Here is a 26,755-nt window from a genome sequence, read left to right on the forward strand (position 1 = left end):
ATGTGGCATGATGACAATCGAACTATGGTCCGACTCAAGAAGGGAATAGCTCTGCTAAGCACGATGACGATGTTGTTAGCGAGTATCGGCGGGATGACACAGCCTGTTGCGGCAGCAGCTGATTACGAACTTCAACTGAACCTAAATTTTGATAACAGTACAATAGCTGACAGTTCAGGGAAGAACCTTGCTGGCACGTTAAGCGGTACACCTAGCTATGTGGACGGTGTATCTGGCAAAGCTATGTATTTCAAAGGCAATTCCTTTATTGACATGGGCAAACCGCCTGAGCTGCAATTCGGGACCAATACTAATTTCTCCATCGCTTTCTGGATTGACAATAAAGATACTTCGAATACCAACATTGTATCTAACAAAAATTGGTCGAGCGGAGCGAATACGGGGTTTGCGATCACACCATGGTGGAATACGGTCAACACCGATAAAGTGAATTTTACGGCAGCGGGCAAAACAAGGCTGGATTTATATGCAGCTCCTACCTTTGCCAACAAAGGCTGGACGTTCATGGCCTACACCTATGACAGAAACGGTATGCTGACGGTCTATCAGAACAACGTGAAAATCGGTGAACTTAACATCAGTTCCCATAAGGATGCAAGCATTGATTCTTTAAACTTCGTGATTGGTGCTGATGGCAATAAAAATCTAACTTTCTCCTTGAAAGATGCCAAACTTGACGAGTTCCGGGTGTATAAGGGGCTCATTGATCAGGCTGAGAGGGATAAACTGTACATGGATGGTGTCCCGAAATTAACGATTAGCAAAGTGGAAACGGCAATTAGCGATGCAAGAAATAGTGATTTGGTCTATCCGGAAAGTGCTTATGACAAGCTCGGGCAGGATCTTGCTGCTTTCAAAAACGGAATTGATGCAGCAGCATCCACCTCTGAGAAGGTCGCCATGGTAGCTGCGCTTGAGCGATCGTTGGCTGCTTTTCAGGCTACAGGACTTTCCAACGTCGTGTATTTGGATTTTGATGACGAGACAGCGACAGACCGTTCCGGAAAAGGAAATAACGGAGTGTTGAACGGGACTACGACTTTTACGGAAGGTGTCCTCGGGAAAGCCATTTATTTTAAAGGGAATAGTTATATTGATATGGGCAAGCCGGCTGCACTGCAATTTGGCGCTAATATGAACTTCTCCATAGCTTACTGGATCGACAATAAAGATACCTCGAATACGGCTGTTGTATCTAACAAAAATTGGTCAACTGGCGCGAATACCGGGTTTGCGGTCTCAACATGGTGGGAGCAAGCCAATAAGGATAAAGTGAATTTTACAGCAGCAGGCAAAACGAGGATTGATACCTGGGCAACAACCGTAGCCGGCAAAGGCTGGACGTTCATGGTGTATACCTATGACAGAAACGGCATGCTGACGGTGTACCAAGACAACGTTAAAGTTAGTGAGGTTGATATTTCCGGCACAAAGGGTGCATCAATCGACTCGTTAAATTTCGTCATTGGGACTGACGGAGCTAAAAATGTGAGTTTTAACTTGAAGGATGCCAAATTGGACGAGTTCCGTGTATACCGTGGCATTATTAACCAGAATGAGCGGGAAAGGCTGCAGAGAGATGTGTTTGCCAAGCAGCTAGCTGCAAAAGTAGAAAAGGCGATAGCTGATGCAAACGCAAGCGGTATCGTGTTTCCACAATCGGCTTATGATCAGATCGGGCAAGCGCTTGCTCGGTATAAATCTAATTTGGATACAACGTCCGCTGAGAGCACCAAGACGCTAATGGACGAGCTAACCGCTTCACTACAAGCATTCGAGGATTCACCGGGTGTTACCTCAGGTCCAGATTTACTCAATATGGATTTCACACAATCCGTTGGTGGAGATAGCAGTTCTGGTCAGCATTTAGGTAGCGCGGTAGGAATGCCTGTCATATACAATCATCCCCTTTTTGCCAAGCCTGTATTGGCGCTTGATGGAATTGATTCCTATGTCCGCATACCAAATAAGACGGAATTAAGCCCGAAACAAATATCGATGGCTGCCTCTTTCTCACTGGATAGACTCGATCGTGCACAAACGATTATTGGGAAAACGCATGAATCAGATTACTCGCTGACGTTTAATCCAATTTCCAAAAAGCTTGAAGCTATGTTTTATGTGAAAGAGGATGCTGGCACAGAAGGTTATGTTACTGTCGATAGCGGTAAACCGTTAGAGGCAAATAAAATTTATTATGCGTTGGCGACATATGATGGAGCTACCGCAAAACTTTATGTCGATGGCGAAGAAACGATGTCCAGATCCAGAGTAGGTGAGATCGGAGGCGCAACGAAAGTTGATTTGGCGATCGGAGCCAGCGCGAACTTGGTCGGTGCTCAAGAATACATGCAAGGGAAGATCGGTCTGGTGCAACTGTACAGCCAAGCTGTAAATCCGCTTAAAGCCAAATTTTTGTTTAAGCAGTATGTACGCGATTATGCCTCAACGGTCAGGTCCATTCGCTTGGATATTCCCACCAACTGGGTCGTTGGACAATCGGGACAAGCTGTCGTCCAACTGATTGACAATGCGGCCAACGAACTTGAAGCCAATCAGCAAGGTATTGTCTACCAAAGTCAGCATCCAGAAGTAGCGACCGTCAATGCTCAGGGCATCATCGTACCGGTAGCTCCAGGCAAATCTCTGATTACGGCGCAGTTGGGCACATTCAGTGCTTCAGTCGAGATAACAGTGAGAGCCAAAGTGCTGCAGTATCTTCTGCTTGATGGTCCGCAAACGATGCAACCAGGGGATGTTGCCAATCTACAAACTAAATTTATCAATAATGATGGCAGTATAGATTCCGTAACATCGGCAACCTATTCGTCGGATCATCCAAATGTCATCCAAGTAGATGCGAGTGGAACGGTTAGAGCCGTAGCTCCCGGCACGGCACTCGTGCATGTTGAAGCGAACGGATTAACAGCGGACTTGGTTATCGTCGTTGCATTCACGCCACCTGTCGGCGAACCAGGAAAGGCTCAAATGATCTCTCTTCAATTCGTCGGTCCGCACACGCTAAAAGTGGGGGATACAGCTTCAACAGTAATTCAAGCTGTATATGATGACAATTCACTGTCCCCTGTGAACCAGAATGTTAGTTATCGAAGCGACAACCCAAGCGTCGTCCGTATCGATCCTGTAACGGGTGAATTAACGGCTTTAATGGCAGGGGTAGCTCGACTATATGCCACCTACCAAGGATTTGCAGCCAATTATGCTATAGCTGTACTGCCAGAGCAACCGCCTCTTCTGCAGGGGGTCATACTTTATGCACCTGCGAGTATAAAGGTTGGTGAGCAAGTTTCTTTAAAAGCGCAAGCACTTTACGATCATGCAGTGCCAACTGACATTGCTTCTATGGCGAAGTGGAAGGTGGATGATTCTTCCATCATAAGCGTCGATTCGCAAGGCAAGTTGACAGGGTTGAAGCAAGGTGCGACGGTGGTAACTGTTGTTTATCAGCAACAAGCTGCGAAGTCATCTATTCGTGTACTTGAAGTAGATAGTGGAAGTGGCAGTGGTGGAGGAAATACTTCTCCGAATACAGGCAGCTCATCAGGTGTTTCCAATCCTACAGATAAAAAGCCTGGTACTACGCTTGTCAAAGAGGAACAACTCCAAGCGCAGATAGGGAATATCCGCGTTGATATCGCCCCAGATATTACACAAGTTGTGTTCCCGGCTGTGGCAAGCAAATTGTCAGACAACCAAGTGATTACAATTGGGCAAGATGACCTTTCCCTCGACTTGAGCGGAACGTTATTCCAATCGGCAGCTGTTAAAGGTGCGGGCGAAGGCAAGCTTGCCGTATCGTTCCCAGCTTTGTCCGAGCAAGACCAACAGAAAATGAAGGACACGTTGAAACAAGATGCAGGAACGATGTCGCTAGTCTCCCGGATATACGATTTCTCAGCTGGAGTGGAAATGGCTAATGGGAATAAGGTAGCAGCGGAATTGCCGCAAGGTTCTGTGCAAATTGAGTTCGTTGTGCCGAAAGATACGGACAAGGAATTACTTGGCGTATATCAACTATTCCAAGATGGAAGCACGAAATACGTTGGTGGTCATCTGACTGAACGAGGCATTCGTACAAATTTGGATAATAATGGTAAATATGCGGTAATGGCGTATAAAAAAACGTATACCGATGTCCCTGTCGACCATTGGGCATATCGGACCATTCAGGTCATGAGCGCCAATCATACGGTTAAAGGGGTAAGTGATCAATATTTTCAACCTGAACGGAGCATTACAAGAGCGGAATTCGTCGCCCTATTAGTTAACTCGCTAGAACTGAAACCGAGCCAAACTGCGAAGTTCACAGATGTGCCGAGCAGCGCTTGGTATGCGGGATATGTAGAGTCGGCGGCCGAAGCGGGCCTGATAGATGGCAAGGGAGATCGCTTGTTTAAGCCGGAAGTGGAGATCAGCCGAGAAGAAATGGCGGTTCTACTTGTTCGAGCTTATGAGCGTAAATACGGCAAAGTGGAGCTCAAGCAAGATGCAAATTTCCTAGACATGGATCAAACATCAACGTGGGCGCGCGATGCCGTTCAGATCGCAGCACAATTAGGCCTGTTGAATGGTCGAGGTAACGGTGCATTTGTTCCTTCGGATCCTTCCAAACGGGCAGAAGCCGTACAAGTCATGCTGAAATTGCAAGCGAAATAGGTATTCATATCAAAAGATAAAGGAGTGACCAGCTTTGAAAATGGGCTTATGGAAACATCGAATAATGGTCGTACTGCTGCTCGCGCTATTCCTCCAAATCCTACAGCCAGTAGGCGTCTTGCCTGATAACACTGCTACTGCATCGGTTACCGCTAATTGGGCGGATACGGATCGGAATTACCGAATCATGATTAGTTTTGACAATCAGGCAGGTGTGGAAGATTTGCTAGATTTCCCAGTGCCGGTGAAGCTTGATGCTTCCAAAATCAATTACACGGTCACCAATCAAGATGATTTGCATTTCTTCAACGACGATCAATCGATACAATTGCCGTACGAAGTTGAAAAATGGGATCCGCAAGGCGAAAGCATCATATGGGTGAAAGTACCGAAGATTCGCTCGGCTTCCAGTACTGATCATATGTGGCTCTACTACGGCGGAAGTTCGCTCAAGACAAACGATCAGCTACAGGTGTGGAACTCGGATTTCTTGTTAGTCTACCACTTTGGTCAACGGATTGTGGACAATTATGCCAATCCGAGTCAAGTGGAGCAGTTCAAGGATTCGACGGCAAATGCCAATATTGGCTTGCGTCAATCGAAAAGTGCTACAACGAGCGGAACCTCCTATACATTGGAGGGCGCAGACCCTAACTATCATATGGTGGGACGCTATTTTGAGAATAGTTTAGGGACGATTTATCCAGCCAATACAATGAATAACGGGGCAATAGGCAACGGAGAATCCCAAATTACGATCTCCGGTTGGGCCAGGTTAGCTAACGGCAAGGTAGCCGGTAATATGTTAGTACGGGAAAACGCATTCTGGATGAAAGCTGTTGCTGGTAAATGGATGGCGAATGTCTATACGGATTCAACAGATGCCAATCTGAATGGCCAAACAGCAAGCCTGCAATTAAACGGGGGAGCAACCAATTATAATTGGACATACCTTTCGATGACCTATGACAGTACACTTTCAGGAAATAACTTGGTCTTATATCGCGATGGTGTCAAGGTGGCCGAAGGACGACGCTCCGGGAACATCAAAGCGGGTGATCCCCTGACGATTGGAGGCAGTTCCTTCAAAGGGGGGATTGATGAAGCGAGAATTACTCGGATGGCAAGAAGCGCTTCATGGATAAAAGCTGAATATTTGAGTATGACTGACAAGTTTCTCATCTACGGAGAAGCAGAATCCCAGAATACCTCTTTACAAATGACGGTGTTTCAACCCAAAGAAGGCGCCACGTATTATTCGCCAGATCTTTCGTTTAGTGGATTTGTTAGTCAAGCCTCAGGTATTACTTACAAGTTAGACGGGGGGGCGCCAGTTAAGATCAGCTCCCAATCAACAGCATTCCAAACAACGCTATCATCATTAAAAAGCGGTCAGCATACGCTCGCAATTGACGCTGTCGCAACTGCCAACTCACAGTTGGCAGCCAGTAAGCGTATTACTTTTCAGATTGATGGAAGCAAGTTGAAGCCTATTGTCTCCCTGAAAGGTGCTGACGGAGAGATTGTCGATGCCAACGGAAAAGTGACATTGAAAGCTGATGTGACGGATCCTACAGACGATATGATGGATCTCGCATTTTATGAGAAAAATGTACAGTTTGTAAGCGATTTTCAAACCAATCCGTTGACGAATAAAGCTTATGAGTTAGCGAATACCATGGATCCGCCGGCAGCTGATACGATAACAGCGGAACAGCCGTTGCCAGCTAACGCTTTAAAGTCCATCCAGGCTTCGGATAGTTCCTACTATAGTACGCAATCTTTGAAAAATTATCCATATCAGCGGTTCGATATGACCGTTGACGGTGATCTATCTCAGATAGATGAATTGGAAGTAACTTGGGAAGGACATTCCAAGCAGCAAGTGATGATATACGCATGGGATTTCATTGCCAAGAAGTGGCAGCAAGTCGCGGTTAAAGTGGGAAATGCGAACAACAGCGATTTCGAACTGAAAGCCGTTTTAAATACAGCCACGATGGTAGATGCGAACAAGAAAGTGAAGCTGTACGTTGCAGCTACACAGCAGAATACCATGCTCCCAGGGCAGAAGCCGAGCCGCGACCAGTATGATTTCTCGTTCGCTTGGATGACGGATACACAAATTGAAGCGCAGGATTTTCCGGACGTTTACGATAAAATGACCCAGTGGGTCGCTGACAATAAAGATGATAAAAACATCCAATATGTCGTTCATACGGGGGATATAGTCAACGTAGCTACTTCTGAGCCGCAATGGGTGAATGCGGACCGCAGCATGAAAATATTGGATGACGCCAATGTGCGCTATGGGGTACTTGCCGGCAATCACGATGTGAATTCGCCTTATACGAATACAAGCTCAAGTCAGTTGTATTATAAATACTTCGGTGAGGATCGATTCAAGAACAAACCTTATTACGGAGGAGACGATCGTAATAATAAAAACCATTATGATCTCATTTCCGCTGGAGGCATGGATTTTATTATCGTCTATCTAAGCTGGGGCGTTGATCAAGCTTCCATCGACTGGGCGAATGACGTACTGAGCCGGTATAAAGACCGCAAAGCTATCGTTACTACGCATTCGTACTTGTTATATGATACAGGCAGCTACGATACGCAAGACTTTGGCGGGCAAAAAATTATGGAGAAAGTCATTGCACCGAACAGCAATGTATTCATGGTTTTATGCGGACATCGTCAAGCTGCTTTCTATAATGTAAAGCGAATTGACGGCAAAGTCGTCTATGAACTGCTACATGATTATCAGGATACTTCGTTAGGCGGAGCAGCCTATTTGCGAATGCTTTATTTTGATGTCAAAAAACAACTGGTTTATATGGTTCCATACTCGACGATAACGAATGACAACTATGGATTTTTTCAAGAGCAATATGAAACATATACGCTGCCGCTTAACACGGATGTTGGCGATATGGAGCTAGCGACAGGTTATATCGGTCTCAAAGGCAGCAAAATACAGCAGCTTGCAGCTGCCCAGCCTGTCGCGAGTGGCGGCCAATCTGAGTGGGAATGGTCAGGCTTGACTACGAATTCGACCTACTCATGGTTCGCTCAAGCGACGGACTCCTATGGGAATACGACGAAATCGGCGGAAAAGTCGTTTACTTTGAAGGATGCACCCGTGCAGTCGATCCGTTTGAAGGGACTTGCACCAATGAAAATTGGTGAACAGCGAAGCACGGTTGTCGAGGCAACCTATTCTAATGGAGAAGTGGCGGAGACAACAGAGGGTTACTCCTTTACCAGCAGTAATTCGGCGGTTGCTTCCATTACTGGACAAGGCGTGGTCACCGCACATGCCCAAGGTGAGACGATCATCACAGGTACGAATGGGAACGTATCGGGTTCGTATAAGCTGATCGTGCAAGGCGCTTCAGCAGGCAATGTTGTTATGCAATCACTGCAAATTGAAGGCTTGAAGCAGGCGGTGGTGGGGGATCATTTGCAAACCGTTGTGACGGCAGTTTACAGCGACAGCAGCAGCTCGGTGCTGCTCGATTCCAATGTCTCAGCGCCGGCGGGGTTAAATTTATTCATTTCGGATGATACGGTTGCGGCGCTAAATAGAAGCTCAGGAGAGATTACTGCGCTGAAAGCAGGCCAGACGGTAATCACGGCTACGTATCAGCAGTTGAGCACCAACTATACGATTAACGTTCGAGACGATTCAATCTCGACGCCACCAGAGCTGATAAAGCTGGAAATTACGGGGTCAAATCCGTTGCAAGTCGGAGAAAAAGCAAAAGTAAAGGTGCTGGGAACATATAGTGACCAGAAACTGGAGACGATTGCAGAGGATTTGCAGTTTGCCAGCAGTGATGAAGCCATCGCTTCAGTCGATGTCGATGGGCTTGTTACAGCGAAAAAGCAAGGTAGGGTGACGATCACAGTTTTTCATGGTGAGCTTAAGGCTACCTACGAGCTTACTGTAAAGACTGCTGATACTGGCGGCAATACGGGATCACCGAGTGGCAGCTCAGGCGGTCAAAGCAGCATCCCGCCGAGTGATACTCATCTCGTTTCCGAACCATTTGTACAGGTCATTAAAACTGACGATTTAACCTTGAAGGATGGACAGAGCACGGCCACAATTCAAGTGGAAGAAGGGAAATCCCAAGTGGCTATTCCGTATGAAGCTGCTGCGCAGTTTACCGGAGACCATCTTCAGCTTGTGTTTGACTGGGGGATGGCAAGTGTTTCGATGAAAGCCATTCGCGAAGCTGGTGCCAGTCTCAATGACGAGAATAGGAAAAAGAGTTCGCTTGTGTTGACTTACAACTCTATCACTGATGAGTTGCTGGGTGGCATTCAAGCGGATCCCAACCAAAGAACGGTGTTCCTAACCCCGGTTGTCCAAGTGAACTGGCAATTCCCGACGAACGGTGACAGCGGCTTGCAGGAACCAAATAAGAACTCTGAGCCTATTCAACTAAGTATGAAGGTACCTCCGCAAGGAAATGCGAAACGGGCAGGCCTATACAAGGTATATGAGGATGGCACTCTGGCCTATCAAGCGGCTAATACTGCGTGGAATATGCCCGAAGCTGTTTTTAACATATCAGATGGCGGATCTTATGTTGTTCTGGATTACAATGTGAAATATCAAGATATCGGTAGCCATTGGGCAGCAAATGCCATCGGTGACCTAGCGGCCCGACATATTTTTAAAGATATTGTGGTTGAGCCGATTGTGAAAGGGAAAGAATCTAGTCAATTCGAACCGGATAAACGCGTAACACGGGCTGAATTCGCTGCACTTCTTGTTCGTGCGATTGGCTTATCTGGAACCAAAAAAAGTAAATTCAATGATGTTCTAAGCACGGCCTGGTACAGCCAAGATGTTGCTGCTGCTGTAGAGAACGGTGTCGTACAAGGTGTGAGCGACTCCAGTTTCTCGCCTGACGATCTGGTGACCCGTGAGCAGATGGCTGTGATGTTGATGCGTGCGTGGGCCATTATGCCTGAGCATGCATCATTGAATCCGCGGTCTATTCAGTTCCAAGATCAAGACGAGATGTCGCCTTGGGCACAGCAAGCCATCCGCAATGCGGCTTCAATCGGGCTGCTAAACGGGACGCAAGAAGGGCAGTTCTCGCCAAAAGGTCATACGTCTCGAGCAGAAACTGTGCAAGCTTTACACAACTATTTATTTGGAGAGTAAGATCAGAAAAAGTTTATTGGGAACATTCGTTCCTGATAAACTTTTTTTTGTTAAGAAAATATAGGGGGTTACATCCATTAAGAGGGTCACCGTGTGATATTATGTTTAATGTCACATTTACTAGATGGAGCATTTTTGTTAGGATAGATGCATATAACGCAAATTAACGCAATAACACGGAGGAGATACGAAATGCTTGCACCAGAAAGGCATCGATTAATATTATTGGAACTGGAATCCAAGGGGCAAGTCACCGTCGTGGAATTGAAATCGCTGTTGCAAGTTTCCCTTGATACGGTTCGCAGGGACCTGGAACGATTGGAGCAAGAGGATAAGATTCAGCGTGTACATGGAGGAGCTGTTCCCAAAAGAGAAGCGCTCGCTACCAATCAAGCATTCTTTAAGCGTAAAATAACGCAAAACGAAAGAAAACAGGAATTAGCCGCATATGCTGTCGAGCTGGTGAGAGAGTATCAGGCAGTTTCACTCAATGCGGGCACGACGAATATTGAGGTTGCGAAGCGGCTCGCGGCTCGTTTCGAGAAACTCACAGTCATCACGAATTCCCTTCGTATTGCGGATATTTTGGCTCAGAAGAAGGGCTTTACGGTCATTATCCCGGGGGGATACCTGAATCATGAGGAGTTTTCCTTGTACGGCCGGTCGATTGAACAAGAAATTATGAGTTTTAATATAGACGTTGCATTCATTAGTATTAATGCGATTTCCCTTGAAAAAGGGTTGACTGATTTTCGCCAGGGAGAGGCGGAGGTTATCAATGCGATGTTAAAGGGTGCGAAGCGAAAGGTTGTGGTTGCGGATTCGAGTAAATTCGAAACGGTATCCTACCTGAACATCTGCGGATTGGATCAAATTGATACGATTGTAACCGATTCTTATATGGATAGCGGACTCCTGGAGATGTACAAAAAAAATAATATTTCGATCATAAACGCAGGCTAATTGCAGCTTGCGTTTTTATTATGTTTTCCCAGTGTTAAAAACAGCATATAACAGCATATATTTATTAATAATACGTAAATTATAGCATAAACTATTGCGTGTTTGCGTTATATTGATTTATAATTTGAAATATCAAAGCACCTAGAAATGAGGAATCAAGTTGAGTACGAAAGAAAGCATAAAGGCAATTATTTTCGATTGGGCCGGAACTGTGATTGATTACGGTTGCTTCGCACCGATGCATGCATTTCTTCGAACTTTTGAAGAAGCGGGGGTACCGATCACCGATCGTGAAGCAAGAATCCCGATGGGACTCCTGAAATGGGATCATATTCAAGCGATTTTGGAGATGGAAAGAGTAAAAAAAGCATGGATGGATGCGTTCGGTACGCAAGCCGTCAAGGAGGATGTTGATCGTCTTTATGTCCGGTTCGAAGCGATTTTAATGGAATCGTTGAAAACCTATACGGATCCGATTCCGGGAGCTTTAGAAACGGTGGAACAGCTTCGTGATGCAGGGCTTGCTATCGGATCGACAACCGGATATACAGCAAGCATGATGGCGGTTATCGTACCGGAAGCTAAGCGGAAGGGTTACTCACCAGACTGCATGATCGCATCGGATGAAGTAAAGGCTGGTCGGCCGTATCCGTATATGATATTCCAGAACTTAGTGGAACTCGGCGTATACCCTCCGAAAGCCGTCATCAAGGTCGGAGATACGGTGTCAGACATTCTTGAAGGCAGGAATGCTGGCGTATGGACGGTTGCTATCATACTCGGAAGCAGTGAACTCGGTTTAACACAGGCAGAAGTTGAGAGCCTGCACCCCGATGAACTTGCAGAGCGCATGAATCAAACGAGACTTACCTTTGAGCAAGCAGGCGCAGACTATATCATTGGCTCGATCACACAGCTTCCACTCGTCATTGAAGAGCTTGAAAGAAGCGGCTTGGAGCGGGGAATCAGATGAACCACTTTTATAATCCAGTAGCGGTATCCTTAGGAACAGAATCGGCGGAAGCATTCGCTGAGTTGTTTAACGAACGTTATGCAGGCGTCAAGAGAGTGTTGCTGCTGACTAGGGGAGGGGGCGTTGAGAAGAGTGATTGTTTACAGCCTGTTTTGAACGCACTCTCCAAGAAGGAAACTTTATTGATTGAAGTGACCTTGAACAACCCGAATGTGGCAGATATTTGGAAGCTGAAACAGGAGATTGAACCTTTCCAGTATGACCTTATCGTGGCTATTGGCGGAGGCAGTGTCATGGATGCTGCTAAAGTTATGTCGGCTTTGCAGCACAAGACGCTATCTACAGTCGCTGAAGTTCGAGGGGCAATCACAAGTGAGGCGTACCGCAGTGAGCTCTATTTTACCCCGTGGGTTGGGATACCAACGACATCGGGAACAGGCTCTGAAGTAACATGCTGGGCAACGGTCTGGGATGAAGAATGCGGAAGCAAATATTCGGTTTCGGATGAGCGGCTGTATGCGAATGCAGCATTAATTCTGCCGGAATTGACCGTTACGATGCCGCTGCGTTTAAGCGTTGCTACAGCACTAGATGCCCTGTGTCATGCTACTGAAGCTTATTGGTCTATGCATACAAACACTGTGACCCGCGTGTATGCGCTGCAAGCGATTGAACGAATTCGGCTTTCGCTCCCTTTATTAATCGAGCAACCCGATAATCTGGTCTTGAGAGAGCAGCTATCCTTGGGGAGTCTGATGGCTGGACTGGCGTTCAGCAATACGAGAACAACAGCTTGTCATTCGATATCTTATCCGCTTACGATGCTTTTTGGGATCGATCATGGAATCGCCGCCAGCATAACCTTATCTACGGTTTTGAAACATAATTTCGATGCATTAATCGAACCGGATAAATTACTGTGTGCATTTGGAGCAGCGAATGTGGAAGAAGTGGATAGGCTCATTCGAAATATGTATACCATCTATGGGTTGTCAAGCAATCTAAGTTCATATGGTGTTACCGTCGAAGGTATCCGTGAGGTTGTGTCTCTCGCTTATACGAAGGGGAGAATGGATAATAATCCAGTTGAAATCTCGTCGGAAGAGCTTGAACGTATGCTAGTTTCATTATTATAGGATAGCCGCTTTTATTAGAAAATAGGAGGCATTTTAATTATGAAAAAGAAAATGTTAACGCTCATGATTTCTTTATCCTTAGTTGCTGTAACAGCAGGGTGTGGTACGAAAGCTAATGAAGCTAAGGATGGTGCTCAAGCAGCGGTAAAAACGAAAGATACCATCACGATCGCTTGGTACCCGAATGAGTCCGGTGCAGACATGAAAACTTCCCGTGACGAAATAGGCAAAGTGGTTGCAGCTGCGACTGGGAAAAAGGTAGAACAAAAAACGACGACGGACTACACGATTGCTATCGAAGCGATTGCCAGCGGCAGTGCAGATCTTGTTTACATGGGTGCACAAGGTTATGTTGAGGCGAATGCAAAGAATAAGAAAGTTGTGCCACTAGTCGTTCAGAGCGGGGAGTCAGGCACATTGGATGATGCGGTTTACAACAGCTGGTTAAATGTGCGTAAAGGCGATGGCGATGGCTATAAAGTTGGCAGCATCTATTCCATCGAAAATATTGCCGGCAAAAAGTTTTCATTCGTATCCAACTCCTCAACATCCGGCTTTAAAATTCCTTCCGGCCGAATCCTTACCTTCTTTAGCAAAAAAGACAAGTATAAGAACTTGACGGTAGATGATTTGATTTTAGGCGGCAAAGATAAGTTCTTTAGCGATGTACTTTTCGGAGGAACGCATCAAGGTTCCGCTGTTAACTTATTGACAGGTAAGGCCGACGTAGCTGCTTTCTGTGATACTTGCGTAGCAAACTACATCGAGCTCAGCTCAGGAACAGCTAACACACCAGGCGCTGTATACAAAGTAAAACAAGGTGCAGCAGAACCGTTTAATACACTGATTGGTAAAGAATTCGAAGTCATTTCTGTAACGCCAGTATTGAATCAACCATTTGTTATTAACACAGGTACAATCAGCGCAGAGGACACGAAGAAATTAAAGGATGCTTTCACATCCGAAGCCGTAACGAACAACCCGTTGATCTTCCTTCCTAAAGATTCGAAGGATACAGGCATGTTTAAGCAAAAATCAGGCAAAGAAAAGTTCCTTCCCGTGGATGATGCATTCTTCAACCCAATCAGAACGCTCTACAACTAAAATGTATGACAACATGTGAAACCGATTAAGGGAGCAGCCATGACAATGTTACTGGAATTCAAGCAGGTATCCAAGCAATATGGCACGGATACAAAAGCGTTAACAGATGTTAATTTTGCTGTGAAAGAAGGAGAGTTTGTGTCGATTATCGGTCCGTCAGGGGCCGGTAAGTCGACGCTGCTTCGCTGTATGAACCGAATGATTGATGCAAGCAGTGGGAAAATTCTATTTAACGGCTCTGATATTTTAGCTTGTACGAAGCAAGAATTAAAACGGCTAAGAACTCAGATGGGCATGGTATTCCAGCATTATAATTTGGTGAATAGATTGTCTGTTATCGAAAATGTTTTGCACGGGCGACTTGGTTATAAGTCCACATTGGAGGGCGTTCTTGGGCTTTACTCCAAGGAGGAGAGGCATCAAGCCTATACCATTTTGAAAACGCTTGGATTAGAAGAGCAGGTCTACAAGCGGTGTGATCAACTGAGTGGTGGACAAAAGCAGCGGGTTGGGATTGCTAGAGCGCTTGTACAGAACCCCAAAATCCTGCTCTGCGATGAGCCGATCGCTTCCCTAGATCCTAACGCTTCCAAGGTCATCATGGATCATCTGCGTAATATTTCAACCACCATGGGGATCACGGTTATTGTTAACTTGCATCAAGTGGATACTGCACTGAAATACTCAGACCGGGTACTCGGTGTGAACAAGGGAACCATCGTTTACGACGGTAATCCGAGCGGGATCAATCGCGAGCAATTAGCCCGAATTTACGGTTCGGAGATGGATGAACATCAAGAGGAATTGGATGAACTGGAAGAACTGAAAGAGCCGGAGGGCAGTTATGCAAGATAATTTCTTTGCCAGAAAGCGACTGAAAACGTTGTTATACTGCGCTCTTTTGCTTGCCATCACAGTAATCGCCATCGTCATAACGAACTACGATGTGATCAAAGGCTTCACCTCTATTCCTAAAGCAGCCGAATGGGCATTCAACAACTTTTATCCGAACGAAAAAGCATTGAAACGACTTCCCGTCATTATCAGTAATCTCACGGAGACGGTTCTAGTCTCTATTGCAGCAACCGCCTTGGCAGCCTTGTTTGCTTTGATTTTCGCAATTGCAGGCTCCCATACTACCGGGGCTGGTGGCGTGTTCAGTTTTGTAAGCCGATCCATCGCAACCGTATTTCGTAACATTGATGTATCCGCATGGTCGATGATATTGCTCATTTCTTTTGGCCAAAATGTGTTAACTGGATATTTCGCACTATTCTTTGGCTCCTTCGGCTTCTTGACCCGTGCTTTCACGGAGTCGATTGACGAAGTAAGCAGCAGCTCTGTAGAAGCATTAAGGTCTACGGGAGCAGGCTATTTATCCATTATTTCGCAATCTGTCATTCCAGCTTGTGTTCCGCAGTTGATCAGTTGGATTTTGTTTATGATAGAAACGAACATTCGTCAGGCAACATTAATAGGCATTCTGACCGGTACAGGTATTGGTTTTCTTTTCAGCTTATATTACAAAAGTCTTAACTTCAGCGCTGCCTCTTTAATCGTCATCGTTCTCGTTCTTGCTATCTTTCTCATTGAAACGGTTTCTACCTATATCAGGAAGGTGATCTTGTAAAATGGAACCTCACTTGATCGAAATAAAGAAGCCATTCAACAAACAAAAAATGGTGATTCGGCTGACTTTGGTGTCAATCGTCGCATTGACGCTGTTTGCATTCCTAACTTTTGACTATAAGGATATTCAGTTTCTAGATGCTGTCATCTCAACAGCCCAGACGCTGAAAACCATGTTCATTCATCCGCTCTTACACCACATTACCTTTATCGAAGCAGTTAAATTTTTGTTTGTTACCCTAGGATTAGCATTTCTAACGACCTTATTCGGGGCTGTCATTGCCTTGGTGCTCGGATTAATGGCTGCCACTAATCTCTCCAATCCTACACTTTCCATCGCAGTTAAAGGTGTCGTTGCTTTTATCAGGGCGGTGCCAACTGTCTTATGGGTATTGATTTTTGCAGTAGCTGCAGGATTGGGGAGTGTAGCTGCGGTCATTGGGATGACGTTCCATTCTGTCAGTTATCTCGTGAAGACGTATTCGGAATCTTTCGAGGAGTTAGATAAAGGCGTCATCGAGGCTTTAAAGGCAAGCGGTGCGAATTGGGTCCAAATCGTATTTCAAGCCGTTCTGCCTTCGTCGGTCACGTATTTGATTTCATGGACATTTATGCGATTTGAGATCAACTTCTCCGTAGCATTAGCCATGGGTGCAGCAGCAGGTGCAGGAGGAATCGGGTTTGATATGTTTATGGCCAGCTCCTACTATTATGATGTGAGGGAAATCGGAGCTATTACGTATCTCATTTTGATATTTGCCATTCTGTTAGAGCTAGTGGCAGGAAGAATTAAGAAGGTATTACGGGTTCAGAATTAATAGGTATTTAGGAATTGGATTGCTGTTAATAAAATGATGCGTATGACAAGGGCAGCCGAGATGATCTCGGCTGCCCTTTGTCGTCGTGCGCCCCAGAGGCTGATTGCCTAATCTGGCACACGTTTCGGTTTTATATTTTCGCCTGCGCAAGACTCATTTCCACACACATGAGAATAAAGGCCCCAGCGCCATGTAAATCATTCTCGCTTGTCGGGCGAGCGATATAGTGGGCGTAATCGCCGATCCCTGTACCGATGCAAATTTGACCGATAACGACATGGCCATTCTCATCGAACTTCAACGTATCAATGACTCCTTGATACCCTTTCCACGCATAAGGCAAATACATGGCGTCCAAGTAGCCTAAGCGCACGGCTTTGGCAATGGCATGTGCATACAGGGCCGTACATGAATTTTCCAGCCAATTGCCTGGCTGATCTGCTTTGTCTACAACCTGATACCAGAGACCCGTATCCGCATCCTGGTACTTGGTCAGAGAGATGAGTAGATCCTGAAGGATGCTTGTCAGCTTGGCTTTATCTTTATGATTATGGGGAAGATATTCAAACATTTCTAACAAGGCAACAGGGTACCAGCCGATCGCACGCCCCCAGAATTCAGGAGCTAAGCCTGTATCGGGATCTGCCCATGCTGCTGCTTTGGTTTCATCCCAACCATGGTACAGCAAGCCCGTATTCGGGTCTTTGGTATGCTTTTCCATCAGGATCGCCTGATAGGTCATCATGTCAAAAAATTCGCTTTCACCGAATGTCTTACCGAACTGGGCTGCAATAGGTCCAGCCATATATAAGCCGTCCAACCACATTTGATTTGGATAACGGCCCTTGTGCCAGAACCCGCCGGATGGATTGGTTGGCCATGTTTTTAAATGAGAGACAAGCGTATACAGGGCTTTTTTATACCGTTCGTCGCCTGTTTGCTCCAACAGGTTAAAGAGAAGCACACCGGGTTGAATATCATCGAGCTCATCCGTGTTGTATGTTTTGATGCTGCCATCTGCAAGAATCTGGCTGTCTACCCATCTTTTAATATACGTATAGTACGCATCGTTCTTCGTTTCCTGCCAGCATTTCTCCATCCCCGATAGAAAGACACCTTGATGATAGTGGAAGCGGTCCGGTGGCAGCAATTCCGGTTCGAATTTGAACATTAATGCTTCACAGGCTTTCTCCGCCCATTGAATGGGGGTTAGCGCCTCTTCTGATTTATCCTTGATAGGGCTATTGGTTTCTGAAGAATTCATCTTGTTAATTCCTCCTTCTGTATATATGTTTATTTTAGCAGAGGAAAATGTACATTAATTGCGATAAATCCTTATTTCTTCTTATATCTTGCAGGAAATGAGGGGGAGGCGTATAATGATCAGCAAATTAAAGAAGGGCGGGGCATGGAATGGGAGATTTTCATTTCGATAATTATGAAGGCACCTTCTCGGTATCTTATCGGAAGGCGTTAAGCCACAATATGCCGGAGAGCCATTTTCATAGTACATTCGAAATCTTCTATTTGATGTCGGGCAAACGGACATTTTTTATCAAGGACAGAACCATGATTATGAACGAGGGCGATGTCATCATCATTTCTCCGAATATTCTCCATCGAACAACCAATACAGAAATGCCCGAGCATGAGCGGCTCATCGTAAATATACATGAAAGTTATATGGCACAAGTGAATGGAAGCTATCGTGATGTGTTACAACCGATGTTAGAGAACGCATATTTGATCGTAAAATGTCCTCTCCATGATCGGCTGTCTATCGAGGCGATTGGGCAGAGCATCATGCAAGAGATGCAGGAGAAGAAGTCTGGCTTCGAGATGTATGCGCAGACATTGGTGCTGCAATTGCTTATGATTTGCTGTCGCCATGTCAAACAAAACAGTATGACCTCCTTGGAATCCCCCAGTCCCATGCATGAACGAATATCAGAGGTCGTCCGTTATATCAATATTCATTATATGCAGGAACTCTCGCTGCACTTGCTGGCAGAGACATTTTACGTCAGTCCCTATTATTTGAGCCGGTTCTTTAAAGAAGCGACAGGCTTTACATTCGTGGAATATTTGAACAGTGTGAGAGTGAAGGAGGCCAAGAAACTGCTAGAGCAAACCGCTATGAAAGCTAGCTTGATTGCGAAGAAGGTCGGCTTCGGCAGTGTGACGCATTTTGGTCGCGTATTTAAGTCGGTTACGGGGCATGCTCCCTTGTATTATAGAAGGGAAAAGTAGTTTGGCGAGTGGATGGTGAAATCGATACTAACAGAAAATTGTTTCAACCAGAAGATGCACGTTGACGCTGAAAAGATTTTAATACAGGAAATGCCGAGCGGGCCGTCCCCAAAAGTATCTAACTTTAAGGGACGGCCTCTTGCTGTAGGATCTCATTCTGTATTCATCATTCCCCTACACCTGCATCGCCACAGCGATCAAGAAAAACCCAAAAGCCAAAATCGCCGCGGAGGAACGAATGATATCCAACTGCCCCCAGCGATTAATCAGTGCCTGCCAATTGCTTGGCGGTGCGTCGGGCTGCCAAGCGAGTGCTCCCTTGTTGATCGGGAGAGTGCCCAAGATCGTGACCAACATGAGGATGAGCAAGGCGAGCACACCCGCGAGGCGGAAGCCGAAACCAGGCTCCGAGCCCGTGAGAACGAGTACGATAATCCCTAACACGATCGTCGGCAGTAAGATGGCGGGCACCAGTATTCGCAGCTTAAGAATGAGGGCTTGACGGACTCGAATCTGAGAGGGTTCGTCTAGTCCAGCAAGTGACACGTGCACGCCGTAACGAACGACGAACTCCTCCCCAGCTAGGAGACCAGCGAGAAATAAGTGAATGAACGTAAGAACAATATGGGTCACGGGGGTATCCTCCTTCTTTATCTTTAGATCGACTTTACTTGCCGGTCGGTAAGTTGTCAAGTATAATCAGGAACATAATGAAACAGGGAATTGGAAAGGAAGCGAGAATTATGAGTAAGAGTGAACCAGTGAAACGGACTGGAAGCGAGACGAAGGCGGAGGCTCAGCGCGTAGCGCTAGCGCTTTTCACAAGCAAGGGGTTCGAGGCGACATCTCTTCGCGAGATTGCGGAACAGCTGGGGATCAGCAAAGCAGCACTGTACTATCATTTTAAAAGCAAAGATGATATCGTCAAGTCCATGGTGTCTGCCCGTGGTCATGAAGCAACCGAGCTTCTCGCTTGGGCTCGCAGTCAAGAGCCGGGTCCCGAGCTCCTGGAACAGACGATATTGCGCTGGGTGGAGTCGACTTCGGTCGATAAGCTGCGCGGAATCCGCTTCATGATCGCGAACCCCGCCACGATGCGGAACATGAAGAGTGACTCCCGCGAAATTACGAGCGGGCTGGAGGGGCTCGCCCAATTTGTCGCTGGCGAGCATGCTGATGCCAACCGCCAGCTGCTGGTGAGGATGGCGTTCCTGAGCATCAACGCAGCCGTAATGGCGGCGAGCGGGACGCAGCGTACGGACGAGGAAATCGTAGCGGCAGCAAGAGAAATGTCCATCGCCTTGATCCGCGTTCTTCGCGAGTCCTAGAGGGTCCAGGTTTATATGGTTGAGCTGGTTTAGATGGTTTAATGGTTTAAATATCATTCATGTGGAGGCTCAGAACGCAGCGTAGAGCCTCTTCATTTTGGCAGGAGATGTGTGATGAAGCTTTGGAAAGAGTGGGATTTAAAAACGAAGGTGGTTCTCAGCTTTTCTTTCCTGTTTGCGTTGTCGGTTATTTCGAGTGGGATTTTCTATTACCATAGCAGTGTAGGTGAGCTGAAAAAGCAGACTCTGCAGCTGCTCGACACCAACAGCACACAAATTACCCGAACGGAAGAGCTGTACATTGATGACATGGAGAAGCTGTCGCTTTCCGTATTCTATGATTCATTGGTACAGAATGTATTAAGTCATTCAAATGAAACGACCGAAGCCGAGAATGAGAGTCTGAATCAGCAGATTACGTCTCATTTGTTAAATATTTCAGTTTCCTGGCCATCCGTGCAAGGTATTTATTTATATCCGACGGATAATCCGGCGGCTACTTACTATTGGGCCAAACGAAGTCCCTTTGTCGGCAATTCAATTGCTGAGGAGCCTTGGTACCCTTACATATTGACCTATACGCAATCGCCATACCTATTGTGGCCTACGATGACAGAGTATACGATTACGAATTTCCAAGGCGTAAAGGTGTTCTCGTTAATTCGTCAGATCAATCAGATCCCTACGGGTAAAAAGATTGGCTACATGAAATTGGACATGGATGTAAATGTCATGAAAGATCTGGTATCTTACCGAGAATATGGGGAAGAGCAGGATTCTAGCTTGTTTATTTTGACAGATCAAGGGAATGTGATCTATGACAGTCAGGATCAATGGACAGGTAAAGTGATGGATGGCATTCATGTAGCCGATTTGACAGGGAACAAAGCATCAGGGACCTTAACTTGGCAAGGGAAATCGTATTTATACGGCAGTTATCGATCGGAAAGTACTCACTGGACGACGTTGATCTTGAAACCCATGAACTCCATCACGAGTCGGTTAAAAGAAATTCGCAATACCGTTATGATCATTGAGTCACTGATTCTAGTTTTAGTTATTGTGATCGCCTGGTTTATTGCCACTGGCATTACGCGTCCTTTACGGAGAATGATTACGAATATGCGTCATGTGGAACGGGGAGATTTCACGATCAGGGCTCTCCACACCAATAATCGCAATGAAATCGGCCAGCTGGGTAAAGTGTTTAATCAGATGTTGGACAGCTTGCAGGATATGATCTCGCGGGTGTATGTAGCCGAATTGCGAGAAAAAGATGCCCGATTATTAGCGCTGCAAGCTCAAATTAATCCGCACTTTCTTTTTAATACCTTGAGTATTCTCAAGTCCTTGGGAAGAAAGGGGGCCACAACCGATGTTGTGGAGGTGACAGAATCTCTAGCTCATATGTTCCGATACAGCTTATATGATTGGAATGGCACTGTTGCGCTCAGTGAGGAATTGAATTTGATCGAAAGCTATATTAAAATTCAAACTTACCGCTTTCAGGATCGCTTTCGTTACGAGATAGATGTGCCAGAGAAGCTGTTGAAAGCACAGGTTTTACGTCTAACCATTCAACCCCTTGTGGAAAATGCGGTGGTGCATGGACTCGAACAACGCAAATCGGGTGGTTTAATCGCTATCCACGTAAGGGCAAATGAGGGCCTGCTAGAGATTCTGATAGCTGACAATGGGGTAGGAATCAATCTTCAGACGCAAGCGGCGCTGAATCAGAATTTGGCAGATCTCGATATCCATAGCTCGAATACACATACCGAACATATGGGCATTGCACTGTTAAATATTCAAAAACGATTGCATTTAATTTATGGACATCAATATGGTCTATCCTTCTTACCTACACCAGGGGGCGGAACCACGATTCGCCTGGCTTTACCACTTCATTTTGAATAGAAAGGCAGAGGGTTAAAGATGAGAATTTTTCTAATTGAGGATGAAGCACTTGCGATGGATGAATTAATGTTCATCATGAAGCCATATGCCGAACAACATACCCTCGTCTGTTATGAGAATGGCGAAGATGCTTTAGAGGGAGCGCTGCAGGCGGCGCCAGATATTATCATTTCGGATATTAGAATGCCCGGGTTAAGTGGTTTGGAAACGTTGGAAAGGCTTACACATATAAACCCCAAACTGCAAGCCATTATTCTAAGCGGATATAACGATTTCGACTATGCGCGAAAGGCTATTAAATTAGGGGCGAAAGAGTATATTTTAAAGCCGGTTGTCGAAAAGGAATTGTACGAGGTTCTAGATCGGTTGATTGCTTCCGTGATTACCGAAGAGCATAAAATCCAAATCGCCATGGATTGGTCCTTAACACGAATGATGCGTGGCATGAGCCATCAGCAGGAAACGAAAGAGGAAGAGCCGCTTAGCGGGAACTGGTTAGTTGGTGTTATTTTATTAAATAATTGGAACAGTGAACATACATGGGCGCAAAGCCGCTTGTCGATGCATCATTTCTCAGTGTGGCTTCAAACGCAATTTCATCCCGATACAAAATGTTTGGATATGGATGTGCATCTCCGAATTTTTATGATTCCTGTGGTCAAAACAGACAAGGAAAGCAAGCATCGGCTCAAGGTCAATCAGATTCATAACTTTGTCTGCACGTATGAGCAGGTTGTTCATACAGTCTATCATGTGAAAATGGAGCAGGAAGTGTTGGACGCTACGTACCGTATGTGCCTCAGATTAATGGAAGATCAAGTTCGACTAGGCGTATCTACGTTTATGCCGATCCCGCAGTCTCCGCAATTAACACCTGTCTGGGATAGTGTGAGATTAATTGAATTGCACCTGCGCGAGTCCGAATATGCCAAACTCAACATGGAATTACGCCGAATGCTGGAAAGCTTGCAGCGTGCTGCTATTCCTTTAAAACAAATGTCTGTGTTCCTGTCGGATGTCTTCTATGCGCTCAAATATAATTTGCATCTTAGCAAAAATGATTTGGAATCCTTCAGTATGGACTCGCTGTATGAATTTATTAAATCTTGTGACTCGTACAGCGCGCTGCAGGATTGGTTGTTAGGAAAGTTTGGCGGCATGATGACCGGCCCAGCAACGGAGATGAGCAATCCCAAGCAAATCATTCCCCTGCTCATGGAGTATGTGCAGCAGCATTATGGTGAAACGATTCATCTGCAGGATTTTGCGGCGAAATATCATCTGAGTGTGGGGTATTTATCGAAGCTGTTTAAATCGGAAACTGGCAGCAATTTCTCTGAATATATCGTGGAGATTCGGATGAAAAAGGCGCAGGAGCTACTAAATGGCGGATACAAGAAAATATCGGAAATTAGCCAGATGGTGGGGTATGAGGACCCGAAATTTTTCAGTCAAACCTTCAAACGTTGGTCGGGTGTGACGCCTGCCGATTATAAAAAGAGATAAATGAACCTACCTTAAATGGAAAACGACTCTACATTCGAAGGGGAATCTAACGGGTATGATTAGAACTGTAAGATATCAATGAGGGGGTTCATTTCATGACAAGAAGAAATAAAATGACAGCAACGCTCGTTACAGCCGTATCCGTATCCATTGCGTTAGCGGGTTGCAGCAGTAAATCGACAGATACAGCTGCCTCTGCAAAGCCAGCAGAAACGGCAGCAGCGACGAAAGCGGCATCAACAGCTAAGCCCGTCACGTTAAAAATGTTTCACTTTCTTGAATCAGAAGCAGGTCCAACACTGAAGGATATTAACAAACGCTTTCATGAAAAATACCCAAATATTACGATCGAGTATGAAAACGCTCCCACTGATCAATATCAAACGACGATTAAAACGCGTTTCGCTTCAGGGGATGCACCTGATATTGTTGGGGTTTTCCCAGGCACGTGGAAAGATCCGTTTGTTAAAGCCGGTTATTTGATGGATCTATCAGATAGACCATGGGTATCACGCTTACAACAAGGTGCGCTAGATATGGAAAGTAAAGATGGCAAAGTATACGGATTGCCCCTTGATCAGAATGCCATTGGCGTTGTGTATAACAAAAAAATCTTCAAAGATTTGAACTTAACGATTCCGAAGAGCTGGAATGAGTTCCTCAAATTAGCGGACACGATTAAAGCGGCTAATATTACCCCTCTTGCACTCGGCATGAAAGATCTTTGGGTAACGCAAATCATTCCATACGCTATGGCACCTTCGGCTATTTATCGAGATGCCAAAACATTTGATAAAGATATGTATGATGGCAAAGCAACGTTTGCGAATTCACCATGGAAGAAAATGATGGAAGATTACGTCATGATGGATGCCAAAGGTTACTTTAATAAAGGTGCTCTTGGAACAAGTTATGATCAAATGGTTCAATTGATGGCAACTGGTAAAGCGGCTATGGAGATTATGGGCAACTGGGGTCTGCCGCCTATCCTAGCAGCGAATCCGCAAGCGGATCTGGGCATGTTCCCACTTCCATATGCAGAAGAAGGTAAGCCAGTATGGGTACCATCTGCGATCGCTTTGGGACTTGGTGCCAATGCAAAGACTAAATATCCAGATGAAGTCAAATTGTACCTTGATTTCTGGGCAGAAGCAGGGAACAATGCGCAATTGTTAACACAAGCTAAGTCATTCCCAGTATTCAAAGATGTGAATCCAGATCTGGATCAAACGCTGAAAGAATTAGTACCTTATCTCAATGTAGGCACATATAACTTCCTGGATCAAAACTGGCCAGCAGGCGTACAGGATACCATGATGAAAGATATTCAGAACGTGATGGTTGACGGTGGGAAATCCTTCACAATTGACGCGATGTTAAAGGAAATGGATAAAGTGTTCACAGAGAAAAAAGGACAATAAATAATTCAGGGTAATTGAGCGGTCAGGGGAAGCTTTTCTCCTGACTTCTTAATTAAAAAGAGGGAGATTGGATGAGAAAACTGTGGGTACAGGTGCTTTTTATATTGCCAGCCTTACTGATATTTAGCATATTTATTGTTATTCCTATGATGAGCAGCGTGTATTATAGCTTGACGAACTGGAACGGTTTGGATCCAGCGATTAGCTTTATTGGCTTGGATAATTATCGTAAGCTGCTTCATGACTCCGAAGTATGGATTGCATTGAAAAACACCATCGTGTTTGCGGTGTTAGTAACGATTTTCCAAAATGTGCTGTCACTGCTATTAGCGTTACTGGTGGATGGCTCACGGTGGTATTACCGTTATTTAAGAGTGGTGTACCTGATTCCGGCCTTATTGAGTGCTTTAGCTATCGGATATATCTGGAGCTATTTGTATAACCCGGTTTTTGGAATTATTAATACCGTTCTAGAAGATATCGGGTTAGGCCAGCTGGCACAAGATTGGTTGGGAGATCCCAAATGGTCGATGTATAGTATTGTGTTCACGAACATTTGGCAATGGGCTGGCATCACGATGATTATTTATATGGCGGGCCTGCAAGCCATTCCTGCTGACTTATATGAAGCTGCAAATATTGATGGTTCGAATAAATGGCAAACATTTACGCGGATTACTTTCCCCTTAATTGCTCCTGCGTTTACGATCAACATGATGATCTCCATCATTGGCAGCTTTAAAGTGTTTGATATCATCTATGTTATGACCAAAGGTGGCCCAGGTACGACGACAGAATCACTGGCCATTCTCTTGTATAAAAAGGCATTTAATTTTAATGAGATGGGTTATGGGACTTCGATTGCCATCGTGATGTTCTTAATTATTCTCGTTATCTCTATCTTCCAATTATCGTTCCTTCGTAAACGGGAGGTTGAGGCATAATGACGTTAGCATGGGTTAGTAAAGCAAGTAAAATTGTCATTTTGGCAATCTGGGGTTTAATCGTCAGCATTCCGCTTCTTATTCTGGTGTCTGTCACAGTGAAATCGCCGCAAGATCTTTTGTATACGACACTCGGCTTTCCAAAGGTTTTTATGTGGGGAAATTTTGCTGAAGCATGGAAAACCGCGAGTTTAGGCATGGCTTTCGGCAACAGTATTGTCATTACGGGATTAGCCGTTGTAGGTCTTGTTCTAGCAAGCTCGTTTGCTGCGTATCCATTAGCGCGAGTGAAGTCCAAATTTACAAGTACCATGTTTCTCTATTTTATTTCGGGCATTATGGTTCCGTTCCAGCTAAGCATGATTCCGCTGTATAAACTGCTTAAATTCTTGCATTTGATCAACACACATCAAGGCGTTATTCTCATTTTCATCGCGATGTCGATACCCTTTTCCATCTTTCTTTATACAGGTTTTCTAAAAGGAATACCGAAAGAACTGGAAGAATCAGCTTATATGGATGGCTGCGGCCCCTTCCGTACGTTTGCCATTATTATTTTCCCGTTAATGAAACCGGTGACGGCTTCGGTTATTATTACCAACAGTTTATCGATCTGGAATGACTTCTTGGTACCCTTGTTATTTCTGCAAGCGAAGACGAGTCGAACAATTCCTATGGCGATCTTTACGTTCACGGGCCAATACAACAACAGTTGGAATATGATCTTTGCGGCCATTTTACTAGGCACATTACCTCTTGTCATTACCTTCCTTTTCTTGCAAAAGCATTTTATTAAAGGGCTGGTAGGCGGAGCTGTTAAAGGATAAATGTTTGTTTGGAAGAGTTGAATAGCACCTTCTGCGCACGGGAGAAAGCACCT

General features: G+C 45.3%; 18 protein-coding genes. 16 read left to right on the forward strand and 2 right to left on the reverse strand.

Annotation, left to right across the window (positions count from 1 at the left end):
• The 9 genes from A8709_RS20970 to A8709_RS21010 all read left to right on the forward strand — a co-directional run bounded on the left by A8709_RS20970 (position 1) and on the right by A8709_RS21010 (position 16,509).
• Positions 1–4,698, forward strand: a complete 4,698-nt coding sequence (locus tag A8709_RS20970; protein WP_065854781.1) for a LamG-like jellyroll fold domain-containing protein — start codon at positions 1–3, stop codon at positions 4,696–4,698.
• Between the two features lie 40 nt (positions 4,699–4,738).
• The gene (locus tag A8709_RS20975; RefSeq protein WP_244163282.1) at positions 4,739–9,886 is read left to right on the forward strand and encodes a DUF2341 domain-containing protein; all 5,148 of its coding nucleotides are present in this window, start codon (positions 4,739–4,741) and stop codon (positions 9,884–9,886) included.
• A 192-nt stretch (positions 9,887–10,078) separates the two neighbouring features.
• The gene (locus A8709_RS20980) at positions 10,079–10,849 is read left to right on the forward strand and encodes a DeoR/GlpR family DNA-binding transcription regulator (protein WP_065854786.1); all 771 of its coding nucleotides are present in this window, start codon (positions 10,079–10,081) and stop codon (positions 10,847–10,849) included.
• Between the two features lie 160 nt (positions 10,850–11,009).
• On the forward strand, positions 11,010–11,822 hold the full coding sequence (gene phnX, locus A8709_RS20985; protein WP_065854788.1) for a phosphonoacetaldehyde hydrolase: 813 nt from the start codon (positions 11,010–11,012) through the stop codon (positions 11,820–11,822).
• The gene (locus A8709_RS20990) at positions 11,819–12,958 is read left to right on the forward strand and encodes a phosphonoacetaldehyde reductase (protein ID WP_065854790.1); all 1,140 of its coding nucleotides are present in this window, start codon (positions 11,819–11,821) and stop codon (positions 12,956–12,958) included. Before phnX ends, A8709_RS20990 begins: the two co-directional genes overlap by 4 nt.
• Before the next feature lie 39 nt (positions 12,959–12,997).
• A complete protein-coding gene (locus A8709_RS20995; RefSeq protein ID WP_065854792.1) occupies positions 12,998–14,062 on the forward strand; it encodes a phosphate/phosphite/phosphonate ABC transporter substrate-binding protein in 1,065 nt (354 codons plus the stop codon).
• Positions 14,063–14,101: 39 nt separating this feature from the next.
• Positions 14,102–14,917 (forward strand): phosphonate ABC transporter ATP-binding protein, encoded by an 816-nt coding sequence (phnC, locus tag A8709_RS21000; protein WP_065854794.1) that lies wholly within the window; start codon positions 14,102–14,104, stop codon positions 14,915–14,917.
• On the forward strand, positions 14,907–15,692 hold the full coding sequence (locus A8709_RS21005) for a PhnE/PtxC family ABC transporter permease (RefSeq protein WP_065854796.1): 786 nt from the start codon (positions 14,907–14,909) through the stop codon (positions 15,690–15,692). The genes phnC and A8709_RS21005 overlap by 11 nt, the downstream gene beginning before the upstream one ends.
• Position 15,693: 1 nt before the next feature.
• A complete protein-coding gene (locus tag A8709_RS21010; RefSeq protein WP_065854798.1) occupies positions 15,694–16,509 on the forward strand; it encodes a PhnE/PtxC family ABC transporter permease in 816 nt (271 codons plus the stop codon).
• A 130-nt stretch (positions 16,510–16,639) separates the two neighbouring features.
• Here the strand turns inward: A8709_RS21010 and A8709_RS21015 are convergent, their stop codons facing one another.
• Positions 16,640–17,773 carry a glycoside hydrolase family 88/105 protein gene (locus A8709_RS21015; protein WP_065854800.1) on the reverse strand — a complete coding sequence of 378 codons (1,134 nt, stop codon included), beginning with the start codon at positions 17,771–17,773 and terminating at the stop codon, positions 16,640–16,642.
• A 149-nt stretch (positions 17,774–17,922) separates the two neighbouring features.
• Here A8709_RS21015 and A8709_RS21020 point away from each other — a divergent pair, with 149 nt between their 5' ends.
• A complete protein-coding gene (locus A8709_RS21020) occupies positions 17,923–18,759 on the forward strand; it encodes an AraC family transcriptional regulator (RefSeq protein ID WP_065854803.1) in 837 nt (278 codons plus the stop codon).
• Positions 18,760–18,933: 174 nt separating this feature from the next.
• Here A8709_RS21020 and A8709_RS21025 read toward each other — a convergent pair whose 3' ends face one another.
• Positions 18,934–19,392, reverse strand: a complete 459-nt coding sequence (locus A8709_RS21025) for an anthrone oxygenase family protein (protein WP_167357142.1) — start codon at positions 19,390–19,392, stop codon at positions 18,934–18,936.
• A gap of 110 nt (positions 19,393–19,502) precedes the next feature.
• Between A8709_RS21025 and A8709_RS21030 the strand changes: the two genes are divergently transcribed.
• From A8709_RS21030 to A8709_RS21055, 6 genes are all read left to right on the forward strand, one after another.
• Entirely contained in the window at positions 19,503–20,087 is a 585-nt protein-coding gene (locus A8709_RS21030) for a TetR/AcrR family transcriptional regulator (protein WP_065854805.1), read from the forward strand.
• A 114-nt stretch (positions 20,088–20,201) separates the two neighbouring features.
• A complete protein-coding gene (locus A8709_RS21035) occupies positions 20,202–22,004 on the forward strand; it encodes a sensor histidine kinase (protein WP_065854806.1) in 1,803 nt (600 codons plus the stop codon).
• An 18-nt stretch (positions 22,005–22,022) separates the two neighbouring features.
• Positions 22,023–23,510, forward strand: coding sequence for a response regulator transcription factor (locus A8709_RS21040; protein WP_065854808.1), 1,488 nt, complete (start codon positions 22,023–22,025; stop codon positions 23,508–23,510).
• 95 nt (positions 23,511–23,605) lie between these two features.
• Positions 23,606–24,931 carry an ABC transporter substrate-binding protein gene (locus A8709_RS21045; protein WP_065854810.1) on the forward strand — a complete coding sequence of 442 codons (1,326 nt, stop codon included), beginning with the start codon at positions 23,606–23,608 and terminating at the stop codon, positions 24,929–24,931.
• Between the two features lie 71 nt (positions 24,932–25,002).
• Entirely contained in the window at positions 25,003–25,875 is an 873-nt protein-coding gene (locus A8709_RS21050; RefSeq protein ID WP_065854812.1) for a carbohydrate ABC transporter permease, read from the forward strand.
• Positions 25,875–26,702 carry a carbohydrate ABC transporter permease gene (locus A8709_RS21055; protein ID WP_065854814.1) on the forward strand — a complete coding sequence of 276 codons (828 nt, stop codon included), beginning with the start codon at positions 25,875–25,877 and terminating at the stop codon, positions 26,700–26,702. The genes A8709_RS21050 and A8709_RS21055 overlap by 1 nt, the downstream gene beginning before the upstream one ends.
• Positions 26,703–26,755: the final 53 nt, after the last annotated feature.

Source organism: Paenibacillus pectinilyticus (assembly GCF_001700435.1).
Taxonomy (GTDB): Bacteria; Bacillota; Bacilli; order Paenibacillales; family NBRC-103111; genus Paenibacillus_E; species Paenibacillus_E pectinilyticus.

Bases quoted from the DNA above. Each gene is read 5' to 3' on its own strand.
- A8709_RS20970 (WP_065854781.1), top strand. From the start codon at position 1: ATGTGGCATGATGACAATCGAACTATGGTCCGACTCAAGAAGGGAATA.
- A8709_RS20975 (WP_244163282.1), top strand. From the start codon at position 4,739: ATGGGCTTATGGAAACATCGAATAATGGTCGTACTGCTGCTCGCGCTA.
- A8709_RS20980 (WP_065854786.1), top strand. From the start codon at position 10,079: ATGCTTGCACCAGAAAGGCATCGATTAATATTATTGGAACTGGAATCC.
- A8709_RS20990 (WP_065854790.1), top strand. From the start codon at position 11,819: ATGAACCACTTTTATAATCCAGTAGCGGTATCCTTAGGAACAGAATCG.
- A8709_RS20995 (WP_065854792.1), top strand. From the start codon at position 12,998: ATGAAAAAGAAAATGTTAACGCTCATGATTTCTTTATCCTTAGTTGCT.
- phnC (WP_065854794.1), top strand. From the start codon at position 14,102: ATGACAATGTTACTGGAATTCAAGCAGGTATCCAAGCAATATGGCACG.
- A8709_RS21005 (WP_065854796.1), top strand. From the start codon at position 14,907: ATGCAAGATAATTTCTTTGCCAGAAAGCGACTGAAAACGTTGTTATAC.
- A8709_RS21010 (WP_065854798.1), top strand. From the start codon at position 15,694: ATGGAACCTCACTTGATCGAAATAAAGAAGCCATTCAACAAACAAAAA.
- A8709_RS21015 (WP_065854800.1), bottom strand. From the start codon at position 17,773: ATGAATTCTTCAGAAACCAATAGCCCTATCAAGGATAAATCAGAAGAG.
- A8709_RS21020 (WP_065854803.1), top strand. From the start codon at position 17,923: ATGGGAGATTTTCATTTCGATAATTATGAAGGCACCTTCTCGGTATCT.
- A8709_RS21030 (WP_065854805.1), top strand. From the start codon at position 19,503: ATGAGTAAGAGTGAACCAGTGAAACGGACTGGAAGCGAGACGAAGGCG.
- A8709_RS21035 (WP_065854806.1), top strand. From the start codon at position 20,202: ATGAAGCTTTGGAAAGAGTGGGATTTAAAAACGAAGGTGGTTCTCAGC.
- A8709_RS21040 (WP_065854808.1), top strand. From the start codon at position 22,023: ATGAGAATTTTTCTAATTGAGGATGAAGCACTTGCGATGGATGAATTA.
- A8709_RS21045 (WP_065854810.1), top strand. From the start codon at position 23,606: ATGACAAGAAGAAATAAAATGACAGCAACGCTCGTTACAGCCGTATCC.
- A8709_RS21050 (WP_065854812.1), top strand. From the start codon at position 25,003: ATGAGAAAACTGTGGGTACAGGTGCTTTTTATATTGCCAGCCTTACTG.
- A8709_RS21055 (WP_065854814.1), top strand. From the start codon at position 25,875: ATGACGTTAGCATGGGTTAGTAAAGCAAGTAAAATTGTCATTTTGGCA.